Origin of the sequence: Streptomyces sp. NPDC008313 (genome assembly GCF_042956125.1) — a bacterium.
Classification (GTDB): domain Bacteria; phylum Actinomycetota; class Actinomycetes; order Streptomycetales; family Streptomycetaceae; genus Streptomyces.
The window spans coordinates 83,134-98,879 of record NZ_JBIBFR010000029.1 but is presented as its reverse complement, the minus strand read 5'-3'; the positions used below and the strand labels follow the sequence as shown (position 1 = coordinate 98,879).

Annotated in this window: 15 protein-coding genes and 2 pseudogenes; 4 read left to right on the top strand and 13 right to left on the bottom strand. The window is 66.2% G+C overall.

What is annotated here, in order from left to right; translation table 11 throughout:
- Window positions 1-86, top strand: a pseudogene (locus ACFY93_RS30395) (IS5/IS1182 family transposase); the annotation flags it as partial.
- Window positions 87-452: 366 nt separating this feature from the next.
- On the opposite strand, the gene ACFY93_RS30390 reads toward ACFY93_RS30395, so the two are convergent.
- The 5 genes from ACFY93_RS30390 to ACFY93_RS30370 all read right to left on the bottom strand — a co-directional run bounded on the left by ACFY93_RS30390 (window position 453) and on the right by ACFY93_RS30370 (window position 2,778).
- On the bottom strand, window positions 453-650 hold the full coding sequence (locus ACFY93_RS30390; RefSeq protein WP_391364933.1) for a helix-turn-helix domain-containing protein: 198 nt from the start codon (window positions 648-650) through the stop codon (window positions 453-455).
- A gap of 59 nt (window positions 651-709) precedes the next feature.
- Window positions 710-1,117 (bottom strand): hypothetical protein, encoded by a 408-nt coding sequence (locus ACFY93_RS30385; RefSeq protein ID WP_391364931.1) that lies wholly within the window; start codon window positions 1,115-1,117, stop codon window positions 710-712.
- Between the two features lie 4 nt (window positions 1,118-1,121).
- Window positions 1,122-1,394, bottom strand: coding sequence for a hypothetical protein (locus ACFY93_RS30380; RefSeq protein WP_391364928.1), 273 nt, complete (start codon window positions 1,392-1,394; stop codon window positions 1,122-1,124).
- Window positions 1,395-1,585: 191 nt separating this feature from the next.
- A complete protein-coding gene (locus tag ACFY93_RS30375) occupies window positions 1,586-2,056 on the bottom strand; it encodes an NUDIX domain-containing protein (RefSeq protein WP_391364926.1) in 471 nt (156 codons plus the stop codon).
- Window positions 2,057-2,058: 2 nt separating this feature from the next.
- Window positions 2,059-2,778, bottom strand: coding sequence for an XRE family transcriptional regulator (locus ACFY93_RS30370; protein ID WP_391364947.1), 720 nt, complete (start codon window positions 2,776-2,778; stop codon window positions 2,059-2,061).
- A 273-nt stretch (window positions 2,779-3,051) separates the two neighbouring features.
- On the opposite strand from ACFY93_RS30370, the gene ACFY93_RS30365 reads away from it, so the two are divergent.
- Together ACFY93_RS30365 and ACFY93_RS30360 are read left to right on the top strand one after the other, a co-directional pair.
- Window positions 3,052-3,303 carry a hypothetical protein gene (locus tag ACFY93_RS30365; protein ID WP_391364945.1) on the top strand — a complete coding sequence of 84 codons (252 nt, stop codon included), beginning with the start codon at window positions 3,052-3,054 and terminating at the stop codon, window positions 3,301-3,303.
- Window positions 3,291-3,536 carry a hypothetical protein gene (locus ACFY93_RS30360; RefSeq protein ID WP_391364924.1) on the top strand — a complete coding sequence of 82 codons (246 nt, stop codon included), beginning with the start codon at window positions 3,291-3,293 and terminating at the stop codon, window positions 3,534-3,536. The genes ACFY93_RS30365 and ACFY93_RS30360 overlap by 13 nt, the downstream gene beginning before the upstream one ends.
- Before the next feature lie 674 nt (window positions 3,537-4,210).
- Here the strand turns inward: ACFY93_RS30360 and ACFY93_RS30355 are convergent.
- The 6 genes and pseudogenes from ACFY93_RS30355 to ACFY93_RS30330 form a co-directional block, all read right to left on the bottom strand.
- Window positions 4,211-4,738 (bottom strand): hypothetical protein, encoded by a 528-nt coding sequence (locus ACFY93_RS30355; RefSeq protein ID WP_391364922.1) that lies wholly within the window; start codon window positions 4,736-4,738, stop codon window positions 4,211-4,213.
- Window positions 4,739-4,782: 44 nt separating this feature from the next.
- Complete coding sequence (locus ACFY93_RS30350) at window positions 4,783-6,294, bottom strand: polymorphic toxin-type HINT domain-containing protein (protein WP_391364943.1); 1,512 nt, start codon at window positions 6,292-6,294, stop codon at window positions 4,783-4,785.
- A 971-nt stretch (window positions 6,295-7,265) separates the two neighbouring features.
- Window positions 7,266-11,345 (bottom strand): hypothetical protein, encoded by a 4,080-nt coding sequence (locus ACFY93_RS30345; RefSeq protein WP_391364920.1) that lies wholly within the window; start codon window positions 11,343-11,345, stop codon window positions 7,266-7,268.
- A gap of 931 nt (window positions 11,346-12,276) precedes the next feature.
- The gene (locus ACFY93_RS30340) at window positions 12,277-12,474 is read right to left on the bottom strand and encodes a DUF397 domain-containing protein (RefSeq protein WP_391364918.1); all 198 of its coding nucleotides are present in this window, start codon (window positions 12,472-12,474) and stop codon (window positions 12,277-12,279) included.
- Entirely contained in the window at window positions 12,471-13,091 is a 621-nt protein-coding gene (locus tag ACFY93_RS30335) for a Scr1 family TA system antitoxin-like transcriptional regulator (protein WP_391364941.1), read from the bottom strand. Before ACFY93_RS30335 ends, ACFY93_RS30340 begins: the two co-directional genes overlap by 4 nt.
- Window positions 13,092-13,172: 81 nt before the next feature.
- A pseudogene (locus tag ACFY93_RS30330) lies at window positions 13,173-13,373 on the bottom strand (helix-turn-helix domain-containing protein); the annotation flags it as partial.
- 223 nt (window positions 13,374-13,596) lie between these two features.
- Here ACFY93_RS30330 and ACFY93_RS30325 point away from each other — a divergent pair.
- Entirely contained in the window at window positions 13,597-13,980 is a 384-nt protein-coding gene (locus ACFY93_RS30325) for an ATP-binding protein (RefSeq protein WP_391364916.1), read from the top strand.
- 41 nt (window positions 13,981-14,021) lie between these two features.
- Here ACFY93_RS30325 and ACFY93_RS30320 read toward each other — a convergent pair whose 3' ends face one another.
- Window positions 14,022-14,891 (bottom strand): SMP-30/gluconolactonase/LRE family protein, encoded by an 870-nt coding sequence (locus ACFY93_RS30320; RefSeq protein WP_391364914.1) that lies wholly within the window; start codon window positions 14,889-14,891, stop codon window positions 14,022-14,024.
- The gene (locus ACFY93_RS30315) at window positions 14,888-15,661 is read right to left on the bottom strand and encodes an IclR family transcriptional regulator C-terminal domain-containing protein (RefSeq protein ID WP_391364912.1); all 774 of its coding nucleotides are present in this window, start codon (window positions 15,659-15,661) and stop codon (window positions 14,888-14,890) included. The genes ACFY93_RS30320 and ACFY93_RS30315 overlap by 4 nt, the downstream gene beginning before the upstream one ends.
- Window positions 15,662-15,746: the final 85 nt, after the last annotated feature.

Below are 15,746 nucleotides of genomic sequence, written 5' to 3'. Positions count from 1 at the left end.
GGCGGATCTTCCGCAGAGCCCGCTGCAGTCCGAACCGCATGACGTCAATCGCCAAAGCCGTCCTCACCCTGGAGCGGCAACGCTGAAGAAGCTCAGTGGAACCCGGCGCCACCCCGAGACGACACTCGGGCACTCGCCCTGCCCGCTCCCAGCCCAGAACACGAAAACGGTCCACCGACTCCGTCGGCGGACCGTCACGCAAGATCGAGGCTAACATTGGAGTTAGTCTGCATATCGCAGCGATCCGGGCACGGAGGGTGGCGACATGGGTGACTTCGTAGGCAGGACTCGCGAGCTGGAAGTCCTGGACCGCGAGCTGCACAAAGTAGCGGAAGGAGCCGGCCGGGAGCGGCCCGGACGTCCTCCCAGCCATGCGCGGCCGGCCCCTTGGCCAGCTCCGCCTCCAGCTGGGCGAACTGCTTTCCGCTCAGCCTCGGCAGCGACGCCGGCTCCTATGACCGCAGAGCCCGTGGACCGGCCTTGCCCCACCTCCGCCGCCATCGCTGCACCGAGCGGACGCTGACCCGCAAGTCCCTGGCGATCACCGAACCCGCGTCACCCTGAGCGAACCTCTCGGCTGCCTTGATCCGTAACTCCTCGCGGAACTGCTGCCGTTCGACGGTCAGTCCGCCCCCTTGTGGATACCGCATCCCCCGGTGGAACGCACGGATGACGGAGTGTCAGCCCCTACGACTCCACGAGTTCAACGTCAGTAGCTCAGGGAGTTGAGAGCCTCTCTCACTTCCTCCTCTCTATAGCCGCTCCGCAGGAACAGTTCCTCAGCACCCAGTGACACACACACCGCCTCCAACACGCGTCGCCACTTCGCCATTTCCTCAGAATCGGTCACAATTTCGATCACTGGCGACGTGGCAACCGACTCCTCACCGCTTCCGGACGCCAGGCAGAACCGGACACTAACAGTCGTCTCCTCGATTTCGCCACGGACCCGGCGAAAGATACGGAGCAAATCACTCGCTTCCGTGCGGGTGCACTCCTGCGACTCGATGACATGGTCCGAAACGTTAGGCAACTCCTTAGCCACTTGGAAGACCACTCCGAACCACTCCGGACTCATCTCCAAAAGCACACTGGAATCGCTGGTACTGGGGTTCATAGAATTACTCGAGTTCATGGTCGAAGTACTGCTTTCCGTTCTTGGGTGTGAACACCGTACCTCCCGTCGTGCCCGGGTCCTCGATAACCACAGCTCCCTTGTCCGGGTCCCAGTACCCCACGCGCCCTCGCTTGAGGTACCTGATCTCCATATTGGGGACCTCGCCCGTTATCACCCCGTCCACGTACTCGGCCATAGCCTTGGGGTCGACCCCTCGCACGTAATGTGATCCGTCACCGGCCGCCGCCCGCTGCTCCGCATGGTTGGCGATATTCACCGCTTCGGTTTCGCACGGTGTCGAATTGTGAACCAGTACCGGAGTGGCACCCGCCAGCACATAGTACGTGTGCTACGCGGTACCCCTCTACCTGCTTCTTCGCTGGTCAGCGTGGGTTTTGCGTTCCGCTGGCGTCCGTGATTGTGCGGGGAGATCCGTGGGTGTTGCCGTCGCTACTGCCGTCAGGTGGTTCAGCTCAGGTACGGCTTCTCGCGCTGTTCCAGGAAGTGCTGGAGCCGGAGCCGTTGGGTGTGGTGCATCGGCAACTGCTCGATCTCTTCCGGCGGTACATACCGGAGTTCGGTGGACTCGTCGGAGATTGTCAGTTGGCCGCCGGTGATGCGGGCGGTGAAGCAGACGTTGAACTGGCGGCGGACCTCGCCGTCGGTGTAGGCGATGATGTGTTTCGGGTCGGTGTAGGTGCCGACCAGGCCGGTGATCTCGACGTCGAGGCCGGTCTCCTCTTTGACCTCGCGGACGGCTGTGCCGGGCAGGGAGTCTGTGAGGTCCATGCCGCCTCCGGGCAGGGCCCATAGGTCGTTGTCGCGGCGGCGCTGGAGGAGGATCCGCCCGTGGTCGTCGGTGACGACGGCAGAGGCGGCGACGACCATGCTGTTCGGCTTGGGCGCGTTCGGGTCGTCGTAGTACTCGGTGCGGGCCACGATCAGCCTTCCTCTCGTACGGGGGTTGCCGTCGTCCACACGGCGTCGAAGCTCTCGGCGTAGGTGTCGAACATGCCGCTCTCCTGGTGTTGGCGAAGGTGCCACACGGGGGCTGCATAGGCGTTGACGCCCCAGACGTGTGCGTTGACGAGTTGCTGGTCGTCGGCCCGGTAGAGGGAGTTGTAGAGCGTGGTGCCGTGGGTGCGGACTTCGATGCCGGGGGTGTCGGCGAGCGGCTTGTAGTGCATGAGTGCGAGGCGGCAGCGGGATTCGATGCCGTGGCCGAAGCGTTCTTCCTGGCCGCGGGCTTGGACGGTGTCGCTGTCGGGGTCCCCGATCGCGATGCGGACGGTGCAGCCTTCGGCGGCGCGTTCGGTGAGGAGTTCGTTCAGTCGCGGGTACGCCTCGTGGAGGAAGACGGCCGCGTAGACGAGGATGTCGATCTGTTCCCGGGCCTGGGCCATCAGGTCGGTGAACGTCGAGACGGGGATGTCGGCCCGCTGCTCGTAGAGCGCCACCAGTTCGGGGCTGATGGCGCGGGCGGGGCGGGCCTGGCGGAGCGCCGGCCAGAGTGCGTGCACGTCTTCTCCCAGGGCCTTGGCCGCCTGGAGGGCGGTGGCACGGCGTGGGATACGCCCGAGGTTCACCCAGCGCTCGACCGACTTGGGGTCGACCTCGACCTGCTGAGCGAGTGCGGCGTACGTCCAGCCTCCCGCCGCCATGACGGCTCGTAGTCTCTCGTTCGGCACGAGTCTGCCCCTTCGTCTCAGGACGGCACTAGGGACGTTCTACATGGTGCAGGACGTCCCGAAGTGGGGTTTGGTGGAGGTTCCTTCGTCCCGGTGACCGGCGTGAGGATCGGTGCCGACCCTGTGGCACCAACGGGCCCAGGGGCACGCATCCACGCCGCTGAGGAGCGTCACCGTGCGAAAGAGCACCACCCCATGTGTTCCTGCCCTGCGACTGGACGCCCGGTCGCGCGCCGCCTCGCCGGGGTGGTCACGATGACGGCCCCCACCCCTGATGCCGACGGGCACACCGTCTCGCCCGGCGCCGGCGCCTTGGTGGTCGACCGGCGGAGCGGCAAGGTGGGCGTGGTGATGGGGCATGTGGGGACGTACGTGCAGCTTCGGCCGCCGCGCGGTGGTCGGGGGTGGGACGTGCCGCCCGAGGACGTACGTTCGCCGACTCCGACGGAGGAGTTGAGCGCGAAGGTGGCGGTGGCCAACCGGAGGTGGGGACGGTGACGCCGCGCTCGGTCCTGCGCTACGAGGCCTGGACTCTCCAGCCCGACCGCGAGCCGGACGCGGAGCCGGTCCTGTATGCGATGCAGTGCGCCGTGGACGGAGAGACGTCGCCGACAAGCGAGGACTTCGCCGAACCGCAGGACTGGGTGCTGCGGCACTGCGGCCAGAACCCGTCGCACCACACCTACCGGGAGATCATCACCCGTCCCTGGCGGACCTGGCGCCAGACGTGACCCACCTCGCTCGCCCAGGCGCCGCACCGCGCTGACCCACCCGACTCCCGTCCCTACCGGGCGCAGCCGATCGAGGTTCCCCCGCACTCGTCAGCCCCGGCAGGGACGGGCCCTCACGCGCGTGCCGTGCCCATGACTGTGGGGGTTCTGGCCTCTGCCGCAGAAAGTCAGCCACGACGACGGGCGCGCCGACCGACCACCCGCCACGTGTGTCTCGCTCAACCTCGCACCGGCATCAGCCCCGTTGTCTCCATCGTCACGGCCCCCAGCCAGGCAGCAAGCATGAGCGTCCGGGACGGCGCGAGCTCGCCGGGCAACCTCTCAGGTGCCCGGCCAGTCTGCTGCTGAGGAGTCGGACCGGGGCTTCCGATTGGTGGTCCGGCTACGCTCCCGGGCTCTGCGCGCCGAGTGGTCGGCGGCCGTCGCCAGCGGGGCGGCAGACAGGAGCGGGCGGCGGTCACCGACCGCCGGCGCGCGGCGGCCCGCGCCAGCGGGACGCCCTTGATCAAGTAAAGAAACTCTGAACACCTCACCCCGTGTCCGAGTTGTCCGATCCCAGTAGATGCTTGACACTCCCGCGCCACGGACGACCCAACGAACCACCCTCCGCGGCAGCCGTCCGCTGACGTTGCCGTCACCGTTGCCGTCAAACATTGTTTGTCGCCCGGACTTGACTATCGAGTCGCATGTACATCAGCATTTCCACCCTCCCTACACCAAGAGCGGAATGGCTCCAATCTGCAAATCTCAGAGGACGTACGCTTCAAGGCCATTGAGAAGTCGAAGGTCAATTCATCCAGCATAGCTTCCATGCTGACACATTCGACAAATTCGACACTCGGAGATGGTTTCCAGGAAGTTCTGGAATAGCAACGAATTTCGTATGAGTCGCCCACTCTCTTGAAGGCAAGACTTCGCTCCACACCTTGCGAATAGAAATCAACCTCACCGGTGCCGTTCAATCTCAAGCTTCCGATAAGGCTTGGCAGCTGCTCAACGAAGGTCGACATGTCGTATGACACGTCGAAACCCCAATCCGCATCACCGAACCCCCCGATGTGAAATCCGCAGCCCACGTCGGACAGAATTCGACATCCCTGCATTACCAGGTAGTCGTAGTCGACTGTGTCCTCCAGCGGCTCGGACGCCACCGATGAAGCGATCGAACCGGAGGGGCAAGAAATGCTGAATTCAAACGGCATGACGATTGATCCTTCCAGTACCACGAGGTCCGATAATGGTGACGCTAAGGCGTCGGGCCGAAAACCGGGTAAGCGGTCTTATAGAGACCATTCTTGCTGGGAACCAGCAATGCAGCTCTAGCAACCGCAGTTGTTCCGTCCTCAAAGACCACCTGACCGAGGCCCTCGGGTATTCGCACCGAACGAGGTCCGGCCCCTTCAACATGAACGTTTCTCAGGAAATCTGCCGCCGCATCGTTGTCGATCCAACGGCCCTGCGGCTCACCCTTCTTCCGAGCGCGATCTGCAAGCTGTGCCACACTTTTACCGTGATCGCTAAAGGTGTGACCGAAGGTCTTGACGCTGTTCGACTTCCAGTTGACGTTGCAGAGGCCATTCGAATTATGGACCAGGACCGGCGTCGATCCCGCCAGCACATAGTACGTGTGCAGGTCCTCGACCGTCAGGTTGTAAGTGCGCGCCTGCTTGGTGAAGCCCTTGTTGCCTACGACGATTACCGTGCTGCCGTCGTCGCTGCGGAGTGTCATGCCCGATTTGAGGGCGCCGGCCTCTACCCAATCCTTCTCGGACGGTGACCAGAAGGGGTGCTCGCGCGTCGCGGTGAGGTGCTCGATGCCTTCCTTTGTGGCGATGGCCAGCTTGTTGAAGTACTTGTCTCCGTCCGTCCGAATGAGCCGGGTGACCTTTTCGAGAACGGTTTTACCGGTTTTTGGATCGGTGGCGACTACCTCGTCTCCGACCTCTACTTCTTCGATGTCCTTGGTCTTGCCGTCCGCCATGAGGACGTCCGTGCCGGCGAGGAAGCACTTACATGCAGAGAAGACATCGTCGATTACTCGTGCTTCGCCCTTGCCCGCCTTGGCAGCCTTGCCGAGCTTGAAGATTTTCAGGAACGGTACGTCACCAGCAAGCCAGGCACAGCCCCATGTCAGGTCATGGGTGCACTTACCCGCCAACTCGTAGTCGAAGATGAAGAACTTGAAGGTGTTTTTCACAAGCGTGAGCCTGTGATCCTCACCCTCAGGAGGGATGCCGACGACCTTTCCATAGCTACCTACAGTGATATGGTAGATGACCGATTTGTCACCCTGAGTTTCGGTGTAGGTGAAAACGGTAGAGCCGTCAGCACGAGTACGGCGCTGCTCGTTGGAGGTGTTCTGAGTCCATGATCCGGCGTCATTCTGTGTGAACGTTTCCCTGGAACCGTCGGCGCAGTGCCCCTCTTTTCCGCAGAGGCTCTCTGGCTTGAGACCGCTGGGATCGGAGTAGTTGATGGGGTCGTTGTCGCTGTAGCTGTAGGCGGAGAGGTTCTGCGGTGTGTACGGCGAGACGAGGGGGTCCGGGCTCAGGAAGCGGCCGAGGCTGGGGTCGTAGGCGCGGGCGCCGAGCAGGGAGAGGCCGGTGCTGCTGTCTTCGGTTTTGCCGAGGAAGCCCCGGTCGGTACCGGTGGGCAGCGAGCCGCTGCGTTCCTCTCCGAAGGGGGTGTAGCGGCGTCGGGTTGAGGTCCCGGTGGTGGCGTCGATGGTGAGCTGGGTGGAGGCTTGGGTGTCGCTCATCAGGAAGGTGAGCTTGCCGTTGGTGGCGTTGGTGCCCTTCGTGGTGCGCATGGCCACCGTTGTGGAGCCGCTCGCGTAGTAGCGGGTCGCGGTGACGGCCGTGCCGTCGGTGCGTAGCTCCATACCGCCGACGTTGGCGATTGTCTCGTGAGGGGTGGTGCGGACGAGCAAGTTTCCGTCGGCGTCGTAGGTGTAGCGGGTGAGCTGGCTGCCCGTGGTTTCGTTGGTTGTCTTGACGCTTGCGGGCTGTCCTTGCTTGGTCCAGGTGTAGTCGGTGGTCGTGTCTCCCTCGATGCGCTGCTTCATAGCGCCGTTGTCGAAGTACGTGAGGGTGTCGGTCTGGGTGGTGGCGGCGCCGGTTCTGTGGATGGTTTTGCGGATGCCGTGGGGCTGGTTGGCGTTGGCGGTCGTCCAGGTGCCGGTGTCGTCGTAGCCGGGGTAGAGGTAGTCCCTCGTTGTTGTGGTGCCGCCGGTGTTGGTGTCGGCGATCGACTGGAGGTTGCCGAGCCGGTCGTAGGTGTATGCGGTCTGGTAGGGGTCTGTTCCCTTGAAGTCTGAGGTGATCTTGCTGTCGTCGGCGCAGAGTCCCGAGGCGGTGTGGGTGTAGGCGTGGGTGAGGCGGCTCTGGTTGTCGTAGTGGAAGCACTGGGACTGGGCTGTCTGGCCGGTAGCCTGCTCGCGGAGTTCGATCAGCCTGCCGGCGGCGTCGTAGGTGTAGGTGTCCTTCTGCCTTTGAGTGGCAGTCCCATCGAGCGTGGTGGTCGTGGCCACGCTCTGCAAGGAGCCCGTTCCGTCACTGTCGTTGTAGCTGTAGGTGCGCTGGGCTGCCGCACCCGCTCCGGGGGTCAGCGACTCGAGGCCGTAATTCCGCTCCGTCAGTCGGTCGTAGGCGTCGTAGGTAGTGCTGCGGATGTAGTTCTGCAGGGTGGATTCCAGGCCACGGGGGTGGCCGTAGGAGTCGTAGGTGGTGTTCACCGTTTCTGCCGGGAGACCACCTGCCGCCGGGTAGGTGGTGGAGGTGACATGGTCGGCGGCGTCGTAGGTGACCTTGTTGGTGTAGCTGCCTGCGAGGTCCGTGACGGCCGCGGGCAGAGTGACGGTGGTCTCCATCGCTCGGCCTCGGGCGTCGTACTTGCCCACGCTGGTGGTGTACGTGTTGCCGGCGTGTCGCGGCTGGTGGCCGAGGTGATCCGGCCCTTGCCTCCGGGAACGTTCAAACCGTCCCACGTCCATGCGGCGAGTTCGTCTGATCCGCTGCGGATGGAGGTGGCGCGGCCGATGTAGTCGTAGGCGTAGTCAAGGACAGTTGCGCCGCCATTGCTGGTCGTCTTGCTGACCTGACCGTTCTTGTCGTACTCCGTCGCGGAGAATCCGGCATCCGGGTCGTCGGTGGTGATCCGCTGCCCGGCCCAGTCGTAGCTGTTGACGGTGTCGTTACCGCGAGGGTCGGTGATCTTCTCCAACTCGCCGTTGCCCGTATAGCCGTAGCTGGTTGTGTAGGTGGCGCTGCCATTATGTTCGACGACTTTGGACACCTGACCGTAGACATCGGTGTAGGTGTCGACTGCGCCGTCGACGCCGTCGGCGGCGTTCCGGACCGTGGTGACGTCACCGTCGTAGGCGGTGTCGACGCGTCCTGCGAGCTGGTCGACACCGTTTGCCTTGATTTTTGAGGTCACAGTCCGGCCGGCCCAGTCCAGGACCAGGTCGGTGTAGGACGGGAGGTCCTCGATGTCGGGGCTGGTGGGACCGCCTGAGCCTGCGGTGCCCTGGCTGCGAAATGCCGCTGATGCACCGGTAACACGCCCCGCGGAGTCGTAACGGGTGACCGCTACCTGTCGGTTGGGGACGTCGTCACCCGTGGCCGGGTCGATGCCGTCCCGGATGGGTCGCTGCGTCTCTCGGGCGCGCCCGAGGCCATCGGTGTACGAGTGTGAAGACAGGTAGAGGGTGCCTGACTGCAAAAGACGGGTAGTGACGTGCGGGTAGCCGTCGACCGCGTCCGGGACGCCGGAGCCGTTGGTGGACGTGGGCACGCTGTAGGAGAACCTCGAGGACGGCGAACTGCCGGTCTCGGTCGGCTTCCAGACCTCCGTCACACGGCCTGCGGCGTCGAGCGTCACCTTCGTGTCATCGCCGTTGGCACTCTTGATCGTGGTCGGCACTGCCCAGTAGCGAGAACGCCAGATGGTGGAGGTGAGCGGTCCTCTGGAGGAGGCAGCCCCATCGGGGTCAGGCGTCGTGGTGATGATCCCGTTCACGGGCCAAGTGTTGGCCGGTTCGAATTTCGTGGTGGTGCGGTTGCCGTAGCCGTCCTCGGCCCAGATTGGGCGGCCTGCTGCGTCGTATCCGGCCTTTTCGGTGCGGTAGCTGTCAGCCTTGGTGTAAGTACGCACCTCAGTGGCGTTGCCGTCGACGGGCTTGTTGTCGGCGACTGCGGTGGAGCCGTCGTAGAGGGTCGTGGCGTAGCTGTCCTGGTTGCTGTCGGCGGTGCTGGAGCAGCCGACGGAGTAGTGCTTGACCTGGTCCTGCAGGACTGTCCAGCGTTGGGCGCCGGTGGAGTCGTAGGTGTCGGTGTTGTAGGCGCGGCCGTAGGTGGTGCAGCGGTTGTCGGAGACGCTGCTCTGGCCCCAGTCGTCGGTGCGCATGGGCAGGCCGAAGGTCGTGGAGGCGGCTTCGGTGTCGTCGAATTCGTTCTCAACGACGTGCTCGCGCCAACTGCCGCCCTTGATCAGTGTTTTGGTGGTGGTCCTGGATTCGCGGACGAAGCGGGCGTCGGGCAGGCCGTCGTACTGGGCGGTGTTGTGGGACCAGTACGCGTGGTAGGTGCGCTCGTGGGAGGTGCCGGTGTCGTCGCGCAGTGAGGTGGAGAGGGTGCGGCCGGCGAGCCAGGCGTGGTCGGTGTAGTTGTTGCCGTCGCCGTCGTTGACGGTGACGGTCTTGGTGGCGGAGGCGTCGGTCTTGGAGGTGCGGTCGCCGTCCAGGCCCCGGTAGAGCCAGTACTTGCTGGTCTTCTGTCCGGTGCCGGCGCCGGTGGTGACCTGGACTTCCTGGTAGCCGCGCCAGTCGGACCAGGATTCGTCCTCGTCCTTGGTCAGCGGGTCGTTGGTGAACCGCCAGCCGGCACCGTCCTCGTAGGTGTACGAGGTGGTCATCACCGGGGCGCCGTCCTGGTTGGTCGTCACCGTGGGGTCGACCTGCACCTTGGTGACCAGGAACTTCTTGAACCAGCCCGTCTTGGAGTCGGTCTCGCCCTCCGGGGTCCACTTCTGCCAGTAGCAGTCCTGCGTGTTCGACGCCTGGGACGGCAGGTCGGCCGCGTCGCAGGCGTTGGCGAAGCCGTAGGTGACCGTGGTGGTGGCGCCCAGATCGCCGTGGATCTCCTGGATGCGGGGGAAGTTCAGCTCCGTCGAGCCGACCTTGTTGTCCAGGTCGACGCGGTTGAAGTTGATGACCGGCAGCACGATGTCATCACCGTCACCCGCGCTGCCGTAGGTCTTGCGCTGGATGTAGTCGAGCCACAGCGTCTTGCCGATGGTGCCGTCGGGGTTGGGCATCCCGTACTTGTTCTGGTACTGCTCGACCAGGTCCCAGCCGCTGCCGTCCTGGTCGCTGACGTACGTCTTGATGTCCCACAGCATGTCGGTGGAGAAGAACGTCGGATAGTACGTCTTGCCCGCGCAGTTGTAGTCCGCCGACGTCCCGTCGCACATCAGGTCGACCGGCACGTCCGGGTAGGACGTCGGCTTGTCGTCGAACGTGGGACACGCGGCGGGCTCGTCACGCAGCGGGTCGTTCTCCTGAACGCGCTCGATGCACCGGTTGACGTGACTGAGCTCCACCTTCGCGGGGAGCTTGCCGTCGGTGATCTGGGAGGACCAGCCGTACTGGATCTCCTTCACATAGCCGGAGGAGACGTAGGAGCGGGGCTTGTCGGTGTTGGCGACCGACCGGTAGTGGTTGTACTCCTTGTCGTAGAAGTACATGGTCTCGACCTCGTTGGCGTCCACCGCCCGGTCCAGACCCCAGCGCCAGGCCTGCGTGCACGGCTCGGGGAACTGGTCATGACACGGCTCACCCGCGTCGTTGCCGACGACCGGCTCGGTGAACACCGACGCCGTCGCCGTACCGGTGCGCTCGGAGCGGCCCCACCCGAAGTAGTAGCGGTGCCCGTCCTGAGTGGAGATCACCCAGTACTCACCGTCCCGGCCCGCCCCGTGCCCGTTGAACAGCCGCTGCACCCGCCAGCCCGGATCGTCCTTGAGGTGATAGGCACCCGAACCGTTGTTGTCCTGGATCAGCTCCGACGTCGTCCCGTTCAGACTGATCACGTACTCCGCGCCGGACGGCTCCTTCGCCGAGTTCGGCGAGTCCCAGCACACGTCACCGATCGTCGGCAGACCGTCCTGCGCGCAGTTGCGGTAACGGCGCTCGATGTAGCCGACGTTCAGATCCCAGCCCATCCCCGCCCAGGACGCCTGGTTGTTCGACGCCGAGGTACGGCCGTCCACCGACTGCGAGTTGTACGACAAAGCCAGCGACGGCGCCGACCCCATCGGCGGAGCCGGCACCTGGACCGGCACGCTGTAACTGAACGCACCCGATCCCGTGGACACCTCCCACGAACCCGTCGGCGACAGCGTCGACGCCCGGTAGTCACCGGCATCCGAGGACGAACCGGACGTGAGCGCGTACACACTCGCCCCACTCGACCCCGCCTCACGCATCAACTGCGGCGAAGCACCCGCAGGCTCCGTGTCGGCGGCAGCCGTGACCGTGGCGGTCAGCGTGCCAGCAGCCATGTCATTGGCCACCGGAACGAACTCACGCTCCGTACAGCCCTCCGCGTCCGGCGTGTCCAACGCGCACGCGGGCAGCTTCACCAAACGAAGCCGGGAAGCGAAGTCAGCACCGTAGGCGTACTTGAAGCCCGAATAGTCGATGTCGACCTGCACCTCACCCGGCACGTCCACACCGTCCGTGCGCGTGACCTGCAGACCCAGACCGATCCCGCCCGCAGGCTCCACCGCCTCACGGTCCAGCACCTCCACGGCAACCTGATCCGGAGACACCGGGTCAGGAACAGGCTCAGCAGTGGCAGAACCGGAAGGCTCCGGAGTGGGAGAGGCACTCGCACCGGGACTCGGTGTCCCGCCCGCGTCGCTGCTGCCGGACGCGCTCGGGCTCGGCGACACGTCATCGTCCGCGCGCCGCTTCGCCGTCAACTGCGCCTCGGCTCCGGCTTCGGCCGGTGCGGGAGCGACCTCGACGACGTCACCGACCTGGGTGGTACCGCCGTCTCCCGACGGCGATGCCGACGGTGACGGCGACACCGTCCCCGGATCTCCCGGCGCCGCCTGCGACAGGTCCACAGTCGCCTCGGCGGCACTCGGCCACTTCGGAGCAGGCAACGGCCTGCCCACCTCTTCCGCCCGCTGCGCCGGAACCGAGCCCAACGACTGCGACGGCACAACGGGCGTCGGATCATCCGCGGCCGCGACCGCCTGCTGCGGCGACACCACCGACATCGTCGACAGCAAACCCGCCAGCACCGCACTCGCGACACCGACCGACACAAAACGCGCACGCCGAGCAGCCACTCGAACTCCCGCCCCATGCCGCCCACATAGAACGTGAGCAGCAACTCAACCTGACAAACCGGTCAAAATCCAGGCAGGACAGCGCCACACTCCTCGGCACGGTCGCACGTGACCGCACCCAGAAGTCGATCAGTAAGCCGAGACAGTAATCATTGTGAATGCCCTGTGAAAAGGGAGGCGGGGGAATCGGTTTCACAGGGACCGAGTGATCTCACTCACGATTGACGCGTTCTTCGGTTGGGCAGCCCGGCCGACAAGCCGAAGAGGTCGCGCTGCCCAGGCGCCCCTCCGGGAGCGATTGGCAGATCTGGGCCAGCTCCGGTGCGCGACGAGCCCGGCGTTGAGCCGACCCCGGCCCTCGCTGCTGGCCGACATCTGCCCATCACATTCTTCGAGCGGGAGAGTTCCAGGTGAGCGCTCGTATCAGGGCGGCCAGGGCGCCAGGCGTGGTGGTGAGGATGATGTCCGGGTCGTCGCTCTCGCGCAGGTGGACGGGGCCGGTGGGGGTCCGGGCGGCGAGGTGGACGCAGTTGGCCTGGTCGCCGCTGAACGTGGACTTCTGCCAGGCAAGGGCGGTCATGTGGAAGCTCCCTGGAGTGTGTACAGGATGTGCTGGACGAGGCCCAGGGAATCCCGGGTCGCGTGCTTGACGGGAATGACGGTCGTGTCGATGGCGGGGTGGGCGGCCTCGCTGAGGCGGGCGAACTGTCGCCGGTACTTGGCCACGTCACCGTCACCGTGCAGGTAGGCCGACCGTGCCGGGTGCTCCATCAGCACGGTCCCCAAAGCACTGTCGTGCGAGGTGATATGGCAGAACGGTGTGGTGAGCGCGGACACCGCGACAGCCGTGAACGGCACGATCTGGATGGTGACGTGCGGCAGTTCGGCGAGCTCGACCAGTCGCAGGAGTTGCTCGCGCATGACGTCGGCCCCGCCGAAGAGCATGTGGAGAGCCGCCTCATGGATGACGGCGTGCACCCGGGGCGGCTGTTCGCCGAGGAGGACACCCTGCCGTGCCCGGCGAAAGCGGACAGCGGCCTCGATCTCTTCACCGGTGCTCACGGCGTCGCTGGCCTCGAAGATGGCGCGTGTGTAGCCCTCCACCTGGAACAGGCCCGGCAGGAACAGCGACTCGTAGGAGCGCAGGTGCGTGGCCGCAGCTTCCAGCTCGGCCAGATCCAGGGCTGTGGCGGGCACTTGGGTTCGGAACTCGGTCCACCAGCCCTTGCCTGATGACTCCGCCAGGCCGACCAGGGCCTCAACATAGGTTGAACTAGTGTCACCGTACGCTTCACAGAGGGCGCGGATGCGTTCCGCCGAGATGGCGGTCCGACCGTTCTCCACGTGGGTCAAGTGCACGCGTCCCATACCGATGACCGCACCGGCCTCCTGCCCGGTCAACCCAGCGCGCTCACGCGACTTCCTCAACTCCAGGCCGAGACGGAGCTGCCTCTCCGTGGGTGCGGTTCGTAGCGCCAACAGCCTCCCCCTTCACAGATGGGGGCCAGTCTGCCCCCGAGGCGGTGCAGAGGTCCACCGAAGCACCGAGGAAGGTTGAACAAGTAAAACCAATAACGCTACGGTGAGTGCGGCGACGCTCACGCAGAGATGTCGGAAGCCTCGCCGTCGGCCTGCGCGCGCGCCGACACGGCTTCCCTGTCCACGTACCAGCGTCCCGCTCAGCAGCTTGGAGGCGTCAGCCATGGAACGTCCGCTGACCTACACCCTGTTCACCCCGGCCACCGTGACCTCGCCCAAGGTCTGCCGGGACTTCGTGCGGTCCACTCTGGAGACCCTGGGCATCGGTGAACTCGCCGACACCGCCGCGCTGTGCACCTCGGAGCTGGTGACCAACGTCCATCTTCACGTCCGGGGAGAGGTCCACCTCCGGACCGTCGTCGAGCCGGCCGCGGTCCGGGTGGCCGTGTACGACGAGAGCCCGGAGCCGCCCCGCCCCCGGGGGACGGTGGGCGCGGAGGCCGAGGGCGGGCGGGGGCTGGTGCTCGTGGCCGGGCTCGCGGACGGGTTCGGGGTGACGCGGACCCGGACCGGCAAGGGCGTGTGGTTCCAGCTCGTCCGGGGCTGAGGCACAGCGGGGGGCGAGGTGATCCCGTCCGCGGGGCGGCGCTATCCCGCGAACGCGGGCTGCGGTTGTCCCTTTCCGGCGCCGGGGATCACCAGTACGGAGCCGGCGAGGGGATGCGGGGCGTCGAGGCCGACGCGGGCCGTGGTGACGTACAGGTCGGTCAGGTCCGCGCCGCCGAAGGCGCAGGCCGTCGTCCGGGGCACCGGGAGTTCCACGACCCGGTCGAGTTTTCCGTCCGGGGTGTAGCGGCGGACCGCGCCGCCGTCCCACAGGGCGACCCACACGCAGCCCTCGGCGTCGACGGTCAGCCCGTCCGGGTAGCCCGCGTCGGCATCGACGACTGCCAACGACCGGCGGTTGAACGGCACTTGATCGTCGTCGAGGTCGAAGACGTCGATCCGCCGGGTCGGCGTGTCGATGTAATACATCAGCCGCCCGTCGGGGCTCCAGCCCGTGCCGTTGCTGACGGTCACGTCGTCGAGGACCGTCCGTACGGTGCCGTCGGGGGCCACCCGGGAGAGGGTGCCGCCGCCGGTCGCCTCGTCGTAGCGCATGGTGCCCGCCCACAGCGCGCCGTCGGGGGCGACGGCGGCGTCGTTGCCGCGGCGGCCGGGGACCGCCTCGCGGTGCAGCCACCGGAAGGGCTCCTCCGAGCCCTCCGGGCCGTACAGCCCGATCCCGTCCCGGAGGTTGACCACCAGGCCGCCGCCCGCGCGGGGCTTCACGGCGCCGACGTGCTGCTCGGTGACCATGACGGTGCGCCGCCCGGAGACCGGGTCGTAGGTGTGGACGCGGGAGCCGAGGATGTCGATCCAGAGCAGCCGCCCGGCCGCCGCGTCCCACGTGGGCCCCTCGCCGAGGGTGGCCTCCGCCCGCACCGCCACCTCGTACGCCGCCGTGTGTGCCGTCACGCCACGCTCCTGTGCCCGAGGCGCTCGGAGAGTTCTGCGGCGCCCTTCATCGCGAGCTGCTCCAGCTCGCCGCGCCGGTCGTCGCTCCAGCGGATCATCGGGACGGAGATCGAGAGGGCCGCGACCACCTGCCCCGTACGGTCGCGCACCGGGGCGGCGACGCAGCTGACGTCCGGGTTCGACTCGCGGTTCTCCACGGCGACGCCCTGGCGACGGATCTCGGCGAGCGTCTCGCGCAGGGCGGCCGGGTCGGTGATGCTGTTCGCCGTCATCGCGGTCAGCTCAGCGCCGTCCGGGAAGCGCGCGGCCAGCTCGTGGTCCGGGAGCGAGGCGAGCAGCATCTTGCCCACGGAGGTGCAGTGCGCGGGCAGCCGGCGCCCGGCCGCCGACACCATGCGCACGGCGTGCGTGGAGTCGACCTTGGCGATGTAGATGACGTCCGTGCCCTCCAGGATGGCCACGTGCACGGTCTCGTCGCAGGTCTCGGCGACGGAGCGGGCCACCTGCTGCCCCTCGGCGGCGAGGTCCAGCTGCTCGGCGTACCGGCTGCCGAGCTGGTAGGGGCGGACGCCGAGGCGGTAGCGTCCCGGCTGACCCGGCACCTGGACGATGTACGAGCGGGCGGCGAGAGTGGTCACCAGCTCGTGCACGGTGGTGCGCGGCAGCTGCAGCTTGCGCACGATGTCGGGGGCGGAGAGCGAACCGTCCCCGTCGAGGAAGAGCTCGAGTATGTCCAGAGCCCGGGTCACGGCAGGTACGAGACGCCCCACGGCCGACCCCTTCCGTATGTTCGAAATTTCAACTGACGATCGGCATGACGAACACAGGCTACTCATACTGCTCTTGACCGGGCAA

Excerpts from the sequence above, each read along its gene's own strand:
- ACFY93_RS30390 (WP_391364933.1), bottom strand. The coding sequence starts at position 650 with ATGCGGTATCCACAAGGGGGCGGACTGACCGTCGAACGGCAGCAGTTC.
- ACFY93_RS30385 (WP_391364931.1), bottom strand. The coding sequence starts at position 1,117 with ATGAACCCCAGTACCAGCGATTCCAGTGTGCTTTTGGAGATGAGTCCG.
- ACFY93_RS30370 (WP_391364947.1), bottom strand. The coding sequence starts at position 2,778 with ATGGCGGCGGGAGGCTGGACGTACGCCGCACTCGCTCAGCAGGTCGAG.
- ACFY93_RS30355 (WP_391364922.1), bottom strand. The coding sequence starts at position 4,738 with ATGCCGTTTGAATTCAGCATTTCTTGCCCCTCCGGTTCGATCGCTTCA.
- ACFY93_RS30350 (WP_391364943.1), bottom strand. The coding sequence starts at position 6,294 with ATGAGCGACACCCAAGCCTCCACCCAGCTCACCATCGACGCCACCACC.
- ACFY93_RS30340 (WP_391364918.1), bottom strand. The coding sequence starts at position 12,474 with ATGACCGCCCTTGCCTGGCAGAAGTCCACGTTCAGCGGCGACCAGGCC.
- ACFY93_RS30325 (WP_391364916.1), top strand. The coding sequence starts at position 13,597 with ATGGAACGTCCGCTGACCTACACCCTGTTCACCCCGGCCACCGTGACC.